General features: G+C 74.7%; 13 protein-coding genes. 6 read left to right on the top strand and 7 right to left on the bottom strand.

Annotated elements, in window-relative coordinates; translation table 11 throughout:
- Positions 1 to 14 precede the first annotated feature (14 nt).
- Together N555_RS28500 and N555_RS28495 are read right to left on the bottom strand one after the other, a co-directional pair.
- A complete protein-coding gene (locus N555_RS28500) occupies positions 15 to 824 on the bottom strand; it encodes an ATP-binding cassette domain-containing protein (protein WP_029433987.1) in 810 nt (269 codons plus the stop codon).
- On the bottom strand, positions 821 to 1882 hold the full coding sequence (locus N555_RS28495; RefSeq protein ID WP_029433986.1) for an ABC transporter permease: 1062 nt from the start codon (positions 1880 to 1882) through the stop codon (positions 821 to 823). Before N555_RS28495 ends, N555_RS28500 begins: the two co-directional genes overlap by 4 nt.
- A 185-nt stretch (positions 1883 to 2067) precedes the next feature.
- Between N555_RS28495 and N555_RS0123765 the strand changes: the two genes are divergently transcribed.
- Entirely contained in the window at positions 2068 to 3792 is a 1725-nt protein-coding gene (locus N555_RS0123765; protein WP_029433985.1) for an N-acyl-D-amino-acid deacylase family protein, read from the top strand.
- On the opposite strand, the gene N555_RS0123760 is transcribed toward N555_RS0123765, so the two are convergent.
- Positions 3789 to 4406, bottom strand: a complete 618-nt coding sequence (locus N555_RS0123760; RefSeq protein WP_029433984.1) for a hypothetical protein — start codon at positions 4404 to 4406, stop codon at positions 3789 to 3791. The two genes, N555_RS0123765 and N555_RS0123760, sit on opposite strands and share 4 nt — an antisense overlap.
- A gap of 66 nt (positions 4407 to 4472) precedes the next feature.
- On the opposite strand from N555_RS0123760, the gene N555_RS0123755 reads away from it, so the two are divergent.
- Positions 4473 to 5762, top strand: coding sequence for an adenylosuccinate synthase (locus N555_RS0123755; protein ID WP_029433983.1), 1290 nt, complete (start codon positions 4473 to 4475; stop codon positions 5760 to 5762).
- Between the two features lie 42 nt (positions 5763 to 5804).
- Here the strand turns inward: N555_RS0123755 and N555_RS0123750 are convergent, their stop codons facing one another.
- On the bottom strand, positions 5805 to 6803 hold the full coding sequence (locus tag N555_RS0123750) for a glycerophosphodiester phosphodiesterase family protein (protein WP_231503128.1): 999 nt from the start codon (positions 6801 to 6803) through the stop codon (positions 5805 to 5807).
- Between the two features lie 263 nt (positions 6804 to 7066).
- Between N555_RS0123750 and rsgA the strand changes: the two genes are divergently transcribed.
- Positions 7067 to 8089, top strand: coding sequence for a ribosome small subunit-dependent GTPase A (gene rsgA, locus N555_RS0123745; RefSeq protein ID WP_034512354.1), 1023 nt, complete (start codon positions 7067 to 7069; stop codon positions 8087 to 8089).
- Between the two features lie 3 nt (positions 8090 to 8092).
- Here rsgA and N555_RS0123740 read toward each other — a convergent pair whose 3' ends face one another.
- Positions 8093 to 8452 carry a hypothetical protein gene (locus tag N555_RS0123740; protein ID WP_029433980.1) on the bottom strand — a complete coding sequence of 120 codons (360 nt, stop codon included), beginning with the start codon at positions 8450 to 8452 and terminating at the stop codon, positions 8093 to 8095.
- A 78-nt stretch (positions 8453 to 8530) separates the two neighbouring features.
- On the opposite strand from N555_RS0123740, the gene purD reads away from it, so the two are divergent.
- Positions 8531 to 9799, top strand: coding sequence for a phosphoribosylamine--glycine ligase (purD, locus tag N555_RS0123735; RefSeq protein ID WP_029433979.1), 1269 nt, complete (start codon positions 8531 to 8533; stop codon positions 9797 to 9799).
- On the opposite strand, the gene N555_RS0123730 is transcribed toward purD, so the two are convergent.
- A complete protein-coding gene (locus N555_RS0123730; protein ID WP_029433978.1) occupies positions 9789 to 11198 on the bottom strand; it encodes an AI-2E family transporter in 1410 nt (469 codons plus the stop codon). The two genes, purD and N555_RS0123730, sit on opposite strands and share 11 nt — an antisense overlap.
- 104 nt (positions 11199 to 11302) lie before the next feature.
- On the opposite strand from N555_RS0123730, the gene purB reads away from it, so the two are divergent.
- Together purB and N555_RS0123720 are read left to right on the top strand one after the other, a co-directional pair.
- Positions 11303 to 12610: an adenylosuccinate lyase gene (gene purB, locus N555_RS0123725; protein WP_029433977.1), complete on the top strand. Its 1308-nt coding sequence runs from the start codon at positions 11303 to 11305 to the stop codon at positions 12608 to 12610.
- The gene (locus N555_RS0123720) at positions 12610 to 13470 is read left to right on the top strand and encodes a phosphoribosylaminoimidazolesuccinocarboxamide synthase (RefSeq protein WP_029433976.1); all 861 of its coding nucleotides are present in this window, start codon (positions 12610 to 12612) and stop codon (positions 13468 to 13470) included. Before purB ends, N555_RS0123720 begins: the two co-directional genes overlap by 1 nt.
- Positions 13471 to 13543: 73 nt before the next feature.
- Here the strand turns inward: N555_RS0123720 and N555_RS0123715 are convergent.
- The coding region (locus tag N555_RS0123715; RefSeq protein WP_029433975.1) for an LGFP repeat-containing protein at positions 13544 to 14151 on the bottom strand (608 nt) is incomplete at its 5' end.

Below are 14151 nucleotides of genomic sequence, written 5' to 3'. Positions count from 1 at the left end.
CCGGGGCCGGCTGATCACCTCTCGGGGTGCGTGCGGCGGACCGTCTCGCTCAGCGCCGACAGCTCGTCGTCGCCGGCCATGAGGCGGGTCAGGCTGTCGGCGTCGACGTCCTCGCGGGTGAGGTCGCCGGCCACCTGGCCACCGGCCAGCAGCAGGAAGCGGTCCCCGACCAGGTGGGCATAGCGCGGGTTGGCGGTCACCAGCACGACCGCCAGCCCGCGGGCCCGGGCCGCGAGCAGCGCCTGGCCGGCCTGGGTGGCACCGGCGACGCTGCGCGGCGCGATCGGCTCGTCGACGACGAGGGCGCGCGACCCGAAGTGGAGGGCGCGGGCGATGGCCAGGCTCTGCCGCTCGCCCGGGCGCAGCGTGCTCGCCGGCTGGTCGGGGTCGACCCCGGTGAGGCCCACCGTGGCCAGCTCCCGCACGGTGATCTCGCGGGCCGCGGCGCGGTCGAGGCGGCGCAGCGGCCCGATGCCGGCGGTGGGTTCGGCGCCGAGGCAGAAGTTCCGCCACACCGACAGCAGCGGCGCGACGGAGAGGTCGTTCCAGACGGTCGCGACGCCGTTCGCCCGGGCGTCGCGCGGCGACCGCCACCGCGCGGGGCGGCCGTCGAGCAGCAGCTCGCCCTCCTGCGGGCGGGTCAGCCCCGAGAGCACCTCCACCAGGGTGGACTTGCCCGAGCCGTTCTCGCCGAGGACGCAGCTGATGGTGCCCGGGACGAACGCCGCGGTCACCCGGGACAGTGCCGCGACGGTCCCGTAGCGCACGGTCACCCGGCGCAGCTCGAGCACCGCCGCGGCCGGTGTGCCCTCCGGGCCGGTCACGAGCGCGGCACCGCGCGCAGCCGGGTCCGCACGATGCCGTTGGCGAGGAGGGCCACGAGCAGCAGCATCCCGAGGAAGGCCTGGAACCACAGCGGGTCCCAGCCGGCGAGCGTGATCCCGAACCGAGCGACGCCGTAGATGAGCGCCCCCACGGCGGTCCCGACCGCCGAGCCGTAGCCCCCGGTGAGCAGGCAGCCGCCGATGACCGCGGCGACGAGGAACTCGATCGACGGCATCAGCGAGGCGTCGCCCGAGGCGGTTGTGATGCGGACCAGGCCGAGCGTGCCGACGAGCCAGCCGGCCGCGGCCGTGCCGCAGAACAGGGTCAGGGTGGTGCGGCGCACCGGGACGCCGAGCTCCCGGGCGGCCCGCCGGGCGCCGCCGACGGCGAAGATCGCGTTCCCCAGCGCGGTCCGCCAGAGCGCCCACGAGGCGAGCGCGACGAGCCCGAGCCACCACAGCACCGAGATGCGGAAGAACGCGTCGTCCCACTCCACGCTGGAGTCGAAGACGGTCCGGGCCGAGGACCAGCCCGGCGCCTGGTCCAGGCCCTGGATGACGGTGGTGCCGGCGATCGCCCGGGTCAGCGCGAACGCGGCGCCCTCCAGGACGAGGAAGGCCGCCAGGGTGACCAGGAAGCTGGGCAGTCCGGTGCGGACCACCAGCCACCCGTTGAGCAGCCCGACCAGGAGCGAGCCGGCGAGGGAGGCCGCCAGAGCCGGCCAGATGCCCCATCCGGCCTCGGTCACCAGCAGCCCCGTGGCCAGCGCGCTCGCGACGGCGACCATGCCCGTCGAGAGGTCGATGTGACCGGCGATCAGCAGCAGGCCGACGGCCAGCGCGCCGATGCCCAGCAGCGCGGCGGTGTCGAGCACTCCGGCCACGCCGGCCGGGGTCAGCAGGTCCGGCGCCTGGACCCCGAAGAACACCGTCACGGCGAGCAGCCCGACCCACGCGGCGGTGCTCGGCCGCGCGACGGTGCGGTCGAGCAGGCGACGACCGGGACCGCGGGGAACGGCGGTGGCGGCCCTGGACCCCGGTAGCCGGCCGGCGGTCACGGGAACCGGTACGGGGACGACGGCAGCGGGGCCTCCTCGGGAGCGGGGTGCCACCAGTGTCCACACCCGGCTGATCATGGGCGGCGCCGGGGCCCGGCCTTGACAGGCATCGGCCCATCCTTGTCATCTATGCACCTGCAGACGGCGACCGGCCGCCGGCTGCGCCCGGACGCGGAGGCGACGCGATGGCCGAGTATGACCTGGTCGTGCGGGGTGGGCGGATCGTCGACGGGACCGGAGCGCCCGCCGTCCGTGGAGACGTGGCCGTGGCCGCCGGCCGCATCGTCGCGGTGGGCCGGGTCCCCGGCCGCGGCACGGAGGAGATCGACGCCGACGGCGCGGTGGTCACGCCGGGCTTCGTCGACATCCACACCCACTACGACGGCCAGGCCACGTGGGAGGAGCGGATGACCCCCTCCTCGCAGCACGGCGTCACGACCGTCGTCACCGGCAACTGCGGCGTCGGCTTCGCCCCGTGCCGGCCGGACCAGCACGACCTGCTCGTCGAGCTGATGGAGGGCGTCGAGGACATCCCCGAGGTGGTGATGACGGCGGGGCTCCCCTGGACCTGGGAGACCTTCCCCGAGTTCCTCGACGTCCTGGCGTCGCGCCGGCTCGACGTCGACCTGGCCGCGCAGGTGCCGCACTCCGCCGTCCGGGTCTACGTGATGGGCGAGCGGGGGGCCGCACGGGAGGTGCCGACCGACGGCGACCTGGCCGCCATGCGCGGGCTCGTCGCGGAGGCGGTGCGCGCCGGGGCGCTGGGCGTGACGACGTCGCGGAGCATCCACCACCGCACCCGGGCCGGGGAGCAGGCGCCGAGCATCGGCTCCGAGGAGCGGGAGCTCCTGGCCCTGGCCGCGGGGCTGCGCGACGCCGGCACCGGTGTGTTCCAGCTGATGCCGTCGGTCGAGTCCCCGGCCGAGGTCGAGGTCGCGCTCATGCGGCGGCTGGCCGCGGCGTCGGGCCGCCCGCTGTCGTTCTCCCTCTTCCAGATCAACGGCGAGCCGGACAAGTGGCGCACCTACCTGGACCTGCTCGAGGAGGCGGCGGCCGACGGCCTGCCGATCCGCGGACAGGTCTTCCCGCGTCCGATCGGCTTCCTGTTCGGCCTCGACCTGTCGATCCACCCGTTCGCGCTCAGCCCGGGTTTCCGGCCCCTGCTGGACCTGCCGCTGGCGGAGAAGGTCGCGGCGATGCGGCAGCCGGAGGTGCGGGCGCGGCTGCTCGCCGAGGAGCCGGCGGACCCCAACCCCTTCCTGCTGCACATGGCCGGGCGCTACGTGGAGGCCCACGTCATGGGCGACCCGCCGGACTACGAGCCCGATCCGGAGCAGACGATCGGCCGCCGGGCCGCCCGGCTGGGGGTCCGCCCGCTGGAGTACGTCTACGACCTCCTGCTGGCCGACGAGGGCCGCACCGTGCTGTTCTGCCCGAGCGGCAACTACGCCCGGGGCACCCTCGACGACGCGCGGACGATGGCCGAGCACCCGGCCACCGTCCTCGGCCTGGGGGACGGCGGTGCGCACTACGGGCTCGTCTGCGACTCCAGCTACCCGACCTCGCTGCTCCAGGACTGGGTGCAGCAGCCCCGCGGCGAGCGGCGGATGGACCTGTCGCGGGCGGTCGCCGAGCTCTCCGACGTGCCCGCCCGCGCCGTCGGCCTGGCCGACCGCGGACGCCTCGCACCCGGCTACCGGGCGGACCTGAACGTGATCGACCTCGAGCGGCTGCACCTGCACCGGCCGAGCGTCGTGCACGACCTGCCGGCCGGCGGACGACGCCTGCGGCAGCAGGCCGACGGCTACGTCGTCACCGTCGCCGGCGGAGCGGTGACCCGTCGCGACGGCGAGCCGACCGGGGAGCTGCCGGGCCGGCTCGTCCGCGGCGCGCAGCCGGCGCCCGCCTAGGGCGCCAGGCGCCAGCGCACCCGGTCGTCGGCGTACCAGGTCCAGCGGCTGACCGGCCGGGCGTAGGGGACGCCGTCGCGGACCACGCGCGCGGGGTCGCAGGCGATCTGCAGCGCGCGGCCGCGGGAGAGCCGCGGGGGGCGCAGCGGCTGCACGACGACCGTCACGCGCAGCGTGTCCACCGCCTGCCAGTCCGGGCGGGCGGTGACCCGGCTGATCATGCCGTCGGCGACCTTGGCGTTGTCGTGGTGGGCCTGCGCGCCCAGCCGCCGGGAGAGCAGGCTCCGCCGACCGTCGTCGGCCGGCTCCACCCGGCCGGAGTGCAGCAGGACCCCGCCGTGGTCGTCGCGGTACAGCGTCATCTCCCGCTCGGCGCCGGTCCCGATGCCGAGGTCGCGCGCCAGCCCGCGGGAGAGCTTGTCGTCGGCCGGCTCCCAGGAGACGACGACGTCCGCCGTCCGGGAGGCGGCGTTGAGGGCGGCGAGCACGCCCGCCAGCGCCGGGACGGGGCCGCGGACGAGCACCGACGGCACGTCGGTCACGCCGGCGACGGCGTCGCGGGAGGGGGCCTCGTCGGGCGCGAGGCCGCGCAGGTCCACGTCGTGCGCAGGCATGCGATTACCCTGCCACCTGCTGAGCCGGTTCCGCCGGTGCCGATGATCGAGGGGATCTGACGAGCGATGCCGGCTGTCGTGCTGATCGGTGCCCAGTGGGGCGACGAGGGCAAGGGCAAGGCGACCGACCTGCTCGGTGGCCGCGTCCCCTACGTGGTCCGCTACCAGGGCGGCAACAACGCCGGCCACACCGTGATCACCCCCGACGGTGAGCGCTACGCGCTGCACCTGATCCCCTCCGGGATCCTGACGCCCGGCTGCACCCCGGTGATCGGCAACGGCGTCGTGGTCGACCCGGAGGTCCTCATCCGGGAGCTCACCGGGCTGGAGGAGCGCGGGGTCGACACCTCGCGGCTGGTGATCTCGGCCGACGCGCACTTGATCATGCCGCACCACCGGGCCCTCGACAAAGTCACCGAGCGCTTCCTGGGCAAGCGGAAGATCGGCACCACCGGCCGCGGCATCGGCCCCGCCTACGGCGACAAGGTCGCCCGCACCGGCATCCGCGTGGCCGATCTGCTCGACCTGTCGATCCTGCGGCAGAAGCTCGAGGGGACCCTCCAGGAGAAGAACCAGATCCTGGTCAAGGTCTACAACCGCAAGGCCATCGACGTGGACGAGGTCGTCGAGGAGTACTCCGGCTACGCGGAGATCCTGAAGCACCGGATCGCCGACACCCGGCTCCTGCTCGGCAACGTCCTCGACGCCGGCGAGTGGGTGCTGCTGGAGGGGTCGCAGGGCACGCTGCTCGACGTCGACCACGGCACGTATCCGTTCGTGACGTCGTCCAACCCGACCGCCGGTGGCGCGGCCGTGGGCAGTGGGATCGGCCCCACCCGCATCGAGCGGGTGGTGGGCATCCTCAAGGCGTACACGACCCGCGTGGGCTCGGGGCCCTTCCCGACCGAGCTGCACGACGCGAACGGCGAGTACCTGCGCAAGCAGGGCGGCGAGGTCGGCGTGACCACCGGCCGGGACCGCCGCTGCGGCTGGTTCGACGCCGTCATCGCCCGCTACGCCAGCCGGGTCAACGGCATCACCGACTACTTCCTGACCAAGCTCGACGTCCTCTCCGGCCTGGAGACGGTGCCGATCTGCGTCGCGTACGACATCGACGGCGTGCGGCACGACGAGATGCCGATGACGCAGACCGACTTCCACCACGCGACGCCGGTCTACGAGGAGATGCCGGGCTGGTTCGAGGACATCCGGCACTGCCGGACGTTCGACGAGCTGCCGGCGAACGCGCAGACCTACGTGCGGCGGCTGGAGGAGCTCTCCGGTGCGCGGATCAGCGTGATCGGCGTGGGTCCCGGCCGCGACGAGAACGTCGTCGTCCACGACCTCCTCGGCTGAGTGGAGTGCGGGAGGCGAGGAAAGCTCGCCTCCCGCACGCCACTAGACGCGGGCGGGGACGGAGCTGAGCTCGGCGCGGACGGCGACGGCGATCTCGGGGTGGTCGGTGATCAGACCGTCCACGCCCAGGCCCAGCAGCAGCCTGGCCTCGCCGGCGGCGTCGCCGAGGGCCGACGGGTCGTCGCCGCGCTGCAGGTGCCGCGGGAGGAACAGGTTCTCGGCGCGCAGCGTCCACGGCACGACCGACAGCCCGGCCCGGTGCGCCCGGGCGACGAGGTCGGTCACCTCGGTCAGGTACCCCTCGGCGTCGCGCGGCAGGATCCGGTGCCGGCTGGGCGCGATGCCCTGGGCGTAGGTCGAGATCCCGCGCAGGCCGGCGTTCGTGGTGAGCGCGTCGTCCTCGGGGACGTCGTCGACGAGCTGGAACATCGTCGGGCCGTCGTCGCCGAGCAGGGCGCGCAGGTCCCGCAGCCCGGGGGCGTCGAAGGACTGCACGATCACGGTCCCGTCGGCGGAGACGGCGTCGAGGCGGCGCAGCTCCGCGGCGACCAGCTCGGCCATCGGCAGCCCGTTCTCGGCCGACCAGCTGGGCTTCTTCAGCTCGGCCAGGACCCGGATGGGCCGCGCGGGCGTGGAGCGGCGCCGGGCCAGCTCCACGACCTCGGCCAGGGTCATGATGCCGAACTGCCGGTCGTAGGCGGTGTTGAGCGGGCGCATGTCCGGCATGCGCTCCATCGCCCGCAGCGTCCGGATCTCGGCGAGGGTGAGGTCCTCGGCGAACCAGCCGGTGCGCTCCTTGTCGCCCACCCTGCGGGTGGTGCGGCGGTCGGCGAACTCGGGTCGCACGGAGATGTCGGTGGTCCGGGACAGCTCGTTCTCGTGCCGGACGACGAGGGCGCCGTCACGGGTGACCACGACGTCGGGCTCGATCATGTCGGCGCCGAGGTCGATCGCGAGCTCGTAGCTGGCCGCGGTGTGCTCGGGGCGATAGCCCGGGGCACCACGGTGGCCGACGATCACGGGACGGGGGCTGCGGGTCACAGGACTGATTGCCTGCGACACGGTCGCGTGCATGTCTCCAGCACACCCCACCGAAGTGACGTCGCGGCGAACGCCGCACGGCGTTTCCCGCACGATTCGACAGACGCGCAGGTCACGGCCTCACGAGCGGGACGGCTGTGACGGAAGTCGCGTTTCGACGACCGATCCATACCCCTGTGTCGGCCGTCGAACGCGGGAACTTGACCCCGGCCTCACGGAAAAGGAGGGGACACCCGAGGTGCCCGGGGCCCACGATCGCCGCCGTGACGGATCTCGTGGACCTCGGTTGGGACGGCGCCCGGGCGGCCGACGTCCCGCCGGGGACGGTGCCGGCCCGCGTCGCGAAGGTGGACCGGGGGCTGCTGACCGTGGTCGCCCCCGGTGGGGAGCGCCGCGTGCACCCGGCCCCCCTGCTGCGCGAAGGCACGGGTCCCGCCGTGGGCGACTGGGTCGCGCTGCGGAGCGACGTGGCCGTCGCCCTGCTGCCCCGGCGGACGGCGTTCACGCGGACCGCGGCCGGGCGGACGTCCGCCCTCCAGGTCGTCGCGGCGAACCTCGACGTGGTGTTCGTGGTCGACGCCCTGGACGGTCCGGCCCGTCTCCGCCGGATCGAGCGCTACCTCGCGGTGGCGTGGGGGAGCGGGGCCACGCCGGTCGTCGTCCTGACCAAGGCCGACCTCTGCGACGACGTGCCGGCGGCGCTGGCCGAGCTGGCCGGTGCCGTGCCCGGGGCCGAGGTGCTCGCGGTCAGCGCGGTGACCGGAGCCGGGGTCGGGGCGCTGGCGGAACGGCTCGGTGCCGGCCGCACCGGGGCGCTCGTCGGGCCTTCCGGGGTCGGCAAGTCCAGCCTGGTGAACGCGCTGCTCGGCGGGGAGGTGGCCGCGACCGGCGAGGTGCGCGAGGCCGACCGCCGGGGGCGGCACACCACGACCGCCCGCGAGCTGCACCGGCTGCCCGGCGGCGGCCTGCTGATCGACACCCCCGGCATGCGCGAGCTCGGCCTCCCCGGCGACGAGGGGATCGACACCGCGTACGCCGACGTCGCCGAGTTCGCCTCCTCCTGCCGGTTCCGCGACTGCTCGCACGGCGCGGAGCCCGGCTGCGCGGTGTCGGCGGCCGTCGCCGAGGGCCTCCTCGACGAGGGCCGGCTCCGGGGCTGGCGGAAGCTCCAGGCGGAGGTGCACCGCCAGGCGCTGCGCACCGACGCCCGCGCCCGGGCCGCCGAGCACTCCCGCGTGCGGGCCCTGCACAAGTCGCTGCGCGCGCAGCCCAGCCAGAAGCGCTGACGCTCAGCGCGGGTCGCGCCCGGTGAGGACGCGCAGGCACCAGCCGGCCGGGACGAGGACCGCGACGGCGATCAGCGCGGCGGCCGGCCAGCGCGGGCCGGTGTCGTCCACCGCCAGTGCGAAGTAGGCCACCCACGCGAGCGCGGCCCCCGCCGCCGCCAGGCGCGCGCCGCGCTGCCCGGTGCCCACCAGCAGCACGGCGGTGACGAACGAGGCGGACATCGCGAGGAGCACCACCATCCCGGCGCCGATGTTCGCGCCGGCGTCGGCCGGGGTCGACACGGTCAGGACCACGGCGACCAGGGCCAGCAGGAGGGCGACGCCGGACCAGATGGCCGGGGCCCGGTGCGTCGAGGTGGGCATGGCCGCGATGGTGGTCCCCCGCCGGCTGGGTCGGCCAGGGACGTGACCGGATCGATGCCGTCGGTAGGGTCGCCGTCCGTGCGCGTGCTCGTGATCGGCTCCGGTGCCCGGGAGCACGCCCTGTGCGTGGCTCTGCAGTCCGACCCTGCGGTGACCGCCCTGGCCTGCGCGCCGGGCAACGCCGGCACGCGGTCGATCGCCGAGGCGGTGCCGCTCGACGGAGCCGACCCGGTGGCCGTCGCCGCACTGGCCACGAGCTGGGGTGCGGACCTCGTGGTGATCGGGCCCGAGGTGCCGCTGGTCGCGGGGGCGGCGGACGCCGTCCGAGAGGCGGGCATCGCCTGCTTCGGGCCGTCGGCGCAGGCCGCGCAGATCGAGGGCAGCAAGTCCTTCGCCAAGCACGTGATGACCGCGGCCGGCGTGCCGACGGCCCGCGCCTGGCCGGTCGGCGGGCCCGCGGAGCTGGAGACGGCGCTGGACGAGGCAGCGGCGCTGGTCCCGGGCGCGCCCTACGTGGTGAAGGACGACGGGCTGGCCGCGGGCAAGGGCGTCGTCGTCACCACGTCCCGCGAGGAGGCCGTCGCGCACGGGCACCGGGTGCTCGAGGCCGGCGGTGCGGTGCTCGTCGAGGAGTACCTCGACGGCCCGGAGGTCTCCCTGTTCGCCGTCACCGACGGGACGACGGTGCTGCCGCTGGTGCCCGCCCAGGACCACAAGCGCCGCGACGACGGCGACGCCGGCCCCAACACCGGCGGGATGGGCGCCTACGCCCCGCTGCCCTGGGCGCCGTCCGGACTGGTCGACGAGGTGCTGGCCACGGTGCTCCAGCCGACCGTCGACGAGATGGCCCGACGTGGCGAGTCCTTCTCCGGGCTGCTGTACGCCGGCCTCGCGCTCACCTCGCGCGGCATCCGGGTGGTGGAGTTCAACGCCCGCTTCGGCGACCCGGAGACCCAGGTCGTGCTGCCGCTGCTGGAGACGCCCCTCGGCGGGCTGCTGCACGCGGCGGCCACCGGGGCGCTGGCCGACCACCCGCCGCTCCGCTGGCGCTCCGGAGCGGCCGTGACCGTCGTCGTGGCCGCCGCGGGCTATCCCGAGCGGCCGCGCACGGGTGACCCGGTCACCGGGGCCGACGGCGAGGGTGTGCTGCACGCCGGGACCGCCGCCGACGCGGACGGGACCGTGCGGTCGGCCGGCGGCCGGGTCCTGGCGGTGACGGCGACCGGGGCGGACCTCGCCGCCGCCCGGCAGACCGCCTACGAGCGGGTGGCCGGGGTGCGGCTGGCCGGGGCGCACTGGCGGACCGACATCGCGCTGGCCGCCGTCGAGGGTCGCATCACCCTCTGATCCCCACGGCCGGCTTCCCGCGGTCGGGCCGGGGTTCGGGCGGCCGCGGGCCGTCGTTGCGGCGGGCCAGGTAGGTGCCGGCGACGTTCGCGCAGGCGACGATCGGGACGGCGATGAGCGCCCCGAAGATCCCGGCGATCAGCAGGCCGGAGGCGATGGCGAGCACGACCGCCAGCGGGTGCACGTGGACCGCCCGGCCCAACAGCAGCGGCTGGAGGATGTGCCCCTCCACCTGCATGACGAGGATGACGACGGCCAGGGCGATCAGCGCCTTGACCGGGCCCACGGACACCAGCGCGACCAGCACCGCGACCGAGCCGGCCAGGAACGACCCGATGATCGGGATGAAGGCGCCGAGGAACACCAGCGCCGACAGCGGGATGACCAGCGGCACCCCCAGGATCGCCAGGCCGACGCCGATGCCGATCGCGTCGACCAGCGCCACGATGACGGTGGCCCGGGTGTAGGAGATCAGCGTCCGCCAGGCGCGGCGGGCGGCCTCGTCCACGTAGGCACGGGCGTCGGAGGGGAACAGGCCGACCAGCCACAGCCAGATGGAGCGGCCGTCCTTGAGGAAGAAGAAGAGCGTGAACAGCGCGAGCACGATGCCGGTGAACACCTCGCCGACCGTTGCCGCGGTGTCGATCGCGCCCGAGGCCAGCTCGTCGGAGTTGCCGGTGAAGAACCCCTGCGCCTGCTCGATGGCGTCGTCGAGCTGCCGCTCGGTGACCGGGAAGGTGTCGACGACGTAGTCGCGCACCTGCTCGAGACCGGCGGTGACCTGCTCGGAGAGGTCGGCGAAGCCGTCGATGAACCGGTTGACGACCAGCGTGATGATCCCGGCCACGACACCCAGCCCGACCAGCAGCATCGCGAACGCCGCGAGGGCGTGCGGCCAGCCGCGGCGGACGAGCGCGGCGGCGCCCGGCTGCAGCAGCGCGGCGAGCAGGAGCGCCACGATGACCGGCACGACGACGACCGCCACGTACGCCGCGGCGTAGAGGAGCACGTAGGCACCGACCAGCACGACGATGAGCCGCCACGACCAGGCCGCGGCGGTGCGCAGGCCGCTGGGCACGCTGTCGTCGCCCACCGGACGGCGCGGGCGACGCCGGTCCCGCGGCGGTCGGTCGCCGGGCGGGCCGCTGACGCCGCCGGGCCCGATCGGCCCGTCCAGGTCGGGAGCACCGGGCTCGGGGCTGCCGAGCGGGGGACCCGGGGCGCCCTGGACGTCGTCGTCGGCCTCGTCGGCCTCGTCGGCGGCGTCATCGAGGCCGGCCTCGGGCGCGGCATCGGGGTGGTCGGCGTGGTGGCGGTGCCAGCCGTGCGGATCGGCTTCACCGGCGGCGCGGATGCGCTCACGGGCACGGCCGGCGAGGTGGCTCGCGCGTTTCAGCATCGCGTATCTCCGGCCGGCGAGTGGGGGGCGTCGATGATCACGCTAGCGCTGCGGGAGGATGCCCCCGTGGATCTCCGAGCTGACCGGATGCGGCGGGTACCCGCATGATCGACCGCTACACGCTGCCCGAGATGGGCCGGGTCTGGAGCGACGAGCACAAGTACGAGCTCTGGTGCCGCGTGGAGACCCTGGTCCTGGAGGCGCACGCGGCCGCCGGCCGGGTGCCCGCCGACGTCGTCGAGCCCGTGCGCAACGCGCCGCCGCCCACCGCGGCACGCGTCGCCGAGATCGAGGAGACGACGCAGCACGACGTCATCGCCTTCCTCTCGGCGTGGGCCGACAACACCGAGCCCCGCTCGGCGGCGGCCTACGTGCACCACGGGATGACGTCGTCGGACCTGCTCGACACCGCGCTCGCGGTGCAGCTCACCGAGGCGACCGACCTGCTGCTGGCCCGCATGGACCGCTTCGTCGCCGTCCTCCGTGACCACGCGCTGGCCCACCGCGCCACGATCAAGGTCGGCCGCACCCACGGCGTGCACGCCGAGCCGGACGTCTGGGGCCACCGTGTCGCCGACATCGCGTTCGCCGCCGCGCGCTCCCGCGACCGGCTGCGGGCCGCCCGGGAGCGGGTCGGCGTCGTCGCCATCTCCGGGGCGGTGGGCACCTACTCGCTGATCGACCCGTCGGTCGAGGTGACGGTCGCGCAGGCGCTGGACCTGAAGGCGGCCGATGCCTCCACCCAGGTCGTGCTGCGGGACTCGATCAGCGAGTGGATCGCGGCGCTGGCGATCATCGCGACCGTCTGCGAGACGGTCGCCCTCGAGGTGCGGCACGGCCAGCGCACCGAGGTGCGGGAGCTGTCGGAGGCCTTCGGCTCGGGCCAGAAGGGCTCCAGCGCCATGCCGCACAAGAAGAACCCCATCCGCTCGGAGCGGATCGCCGGGCTCGCGCGGGTGGTGCGCGCCGCCGTCGTCCCGGTCATGGAGGGCATCCCGCTGTGGCACGAGCGGGACATCTCCCACTCCTCGACCGAGCGGGTCTTCCTGCCGGACGCGGCGATCACCACCGACTACCTGCTGCACCTGACCACCGGCCTGGTGGAGAACCTGGTCGTCGACGTGCAGCGGATGCGCGACAACCTCGACCTGACCGGCGGGCTGATCTACACGTCGTCGGTGCTGCTGGAGGTCGTGGAGAGCGGCCTGTCGCGGGAGGACTCCTACGCGCTCGTGCAGGGTGCGGCGATGGAGACCTGGAACACCGGGACGCCGTTCCGCGAGACGCTGCGGTCCCGTGCGGCTGCCGCCGGGGTGACCCTCGACGAGGCACGGCTGGACGAGATCTGCCGGCCGGAGCGCTACGTCGAGTCGCTGGACCCGCTGTTCGAGCGCGTCGCGGCTCTCACCTGATGCCGGACCTGCCGCTCGTCGCCCGGGGCAAGGTGCGCGAGGTCTACGACGCCGGCTCCGACCGGCTGCTGCTCGTGGCCTCGGACCGGATCTCGGCCTACGACCACGTGCTGCCGACGCCGATCCCGGACAAGGGGCGGGTGCTCACGGCGCTGAGCGTGTGGTGGTTCGCGCAGCTGACGCCGGTGCTGACGGAGTTCGGCGCGACGCACCACCTGGTCAGCGCCTCCGACGTGCCCGCCGAGGTCGCGGGCCGCGCCATGCTCGTGCGGCGGCTGGACATGCTGCCGGTCGAGTGCGTGGCCCGCGGCTACCTCTCCGGCTCCGGCACGGTCGAGTACCAGCGCACCGGCGCGATCCGCGACGTCGCGCTGCCGGCGGGGCTGGTCGAGGGCTCGCGGCTGCCGGAGCCGGTGTTCACGCCGTCCACGAAGGCCGAGGTCGGCGAGCACGACGAGGCGATCGACTTCGCGACGGTGGAGACGCTGGTCGGTCCGCCGCGGGCCGCGGAGCTGCGCGAGCTCACGCTGGCGCTCTACCGGCGCGGAGCGGAGATCGCGCTCGAGGCCGGGATCGTGCTGGCGGACACCAAGTTCGAGTTCGGGACCTCGACCGAGGGGCAGCTGACCCTGGGGGACGAGGTGCTGACGCCGGACTCCTCGCGGTTCTGGCCGGCGATCACCTGGTCGCCGGGTGCGGCGCAGCCGTCGTTCGACAAGCAGTACGTCCGCGACTGGCTGACGACGTCGGGCTGGGACCGCGTCTCGCCGCCGCCGGAGCTCCCGGACGACGTCGTCGCCGCGACCCGCGAGCGCTACGTCACCGCGTACGAGCAGCTGACCGGCCGCCCCTTCGCCTGAGCGTCCGCGGTGATGTGCGCGCAGGGCGGGTTCCGTCGCCGGAACACGCCCCGAGCGCACATCACCGCCTGGATCAGAGGACCTGGACCCGCCCGGTGGCCAGGTCGACCGTCACGCGACCCCGCTGGAAGGTCTGCACGCGCGCGCCGCCCCGGACGAATTCGTCGTTGGTGGGGTAACCCAGGCCGTTCTCCCAGCCCGCTCGAGCCCAGGTGTCACGGATGACGCCGCTCACTGCGTGGGCGCCGTAGACCGGGCTGACGTAGACCGACCCACGCTGGAAGTGCTGGAAGCAACCGCCCTCGCGGAGTCCGCAGACCCGGTCGGTGGTGGGGTAGCCGAAGCCGTTCTCCCAGCCGGCGCGGGCCCACGGGTCACGGATGTCGCTGAGGACGGCGCGCGCTCCCGTGCCGGGCGACGAGTAGACCGAGCCCCGTTCGAAGTGCTGGAAGCAGCCGCCCTCGCGCAGGCCGCAGACCTCGTCTGTGGTGGGGTAGCCGAGGCCGTTCTCCCAGCCGGCGCGTGCCCACGCGTCGCGGATGGCGCCGTTGATCGCATGTGGTCCGTAGCCCGCGCCGGAGTAGACGGACCCGCCCTGGAAGTGGACGAAGCAGCCGCCGTCGCGCAGGCCGCAGACCTCGTCGGTGACGGGGTAGCCCAGGCGGCTGTTCTCCCAGCCGG

This window comes from Blastococcus sp. URHD0036, assembly GCF_000701365.1.
In the GTDB taxonomy this organism is placed as follows: domain Bacteria; phylum Actinomycetota; class Actinomycetes; order Mycobacteriales; family Geodermatophilaceae; genus Trujillonella.
Note: the sequence above shows the minus strand (reverse complement) of the source record. Positions and strands in the feature narration are given on the sequence as shown.